This is a genomic window from Xenorhabdus bovienii (genome assembly GCF_024721015.1).
Lineage (GTDB): Bacteria > Pseudomonadota > Gammaproteobacteria > Enterobacterales > Enterobacteriaceae > Xenorhabdus > Xenorhabdus bovienii.
The window spans coordinates 1-269 of sequence record NZ_JANAIF010000421.1 but is presented as its reverse complement, the minus strand read 5'-3'; the positions used below and the strand labels follow the sequence as shown (position 1 = coordinate 269).

Annotated in this window: 1 protein-coding gene; it reads right to left on the bottom strand. The window is 45.7% G+C overall.

All coding sequences use genetic code 11. From position 1 onward, the window contains the following. Nucleotides 1–208 (bottom strand): IS1 family transposase (locus tag NXS07_RS21245; protein WP_258087663.1); only part of this gene is annotated, 208 nt, incomplete at its 3' end. Between the last annotated feature and the right edge of the window lie 61 nt (nt 209–269).

Genomic DNA, 269 nt, shown 5'->3' with positions numbered 1-269 from the left:
CGGTATCACGAATGCCCGCATTATTCATGGTCAGGTCGAGGATTTTGTCTTTCGTACCAGGGTGACAAGCCCGATATTCATAATCAAGTTGAAAACTACGGCAGCATTCCTGACATCGATAACGCTGATGGCCGGTACTCCCTAAACCATGTTTCTTCACCGGGGGCGTTTGCTGACAAAACGGGCATTTCACATCCACTTTAGCCATTAATGACTCTCCAGTAAATTGCCCTATATTACATGATGTTCACCGGATTGAATACATGACC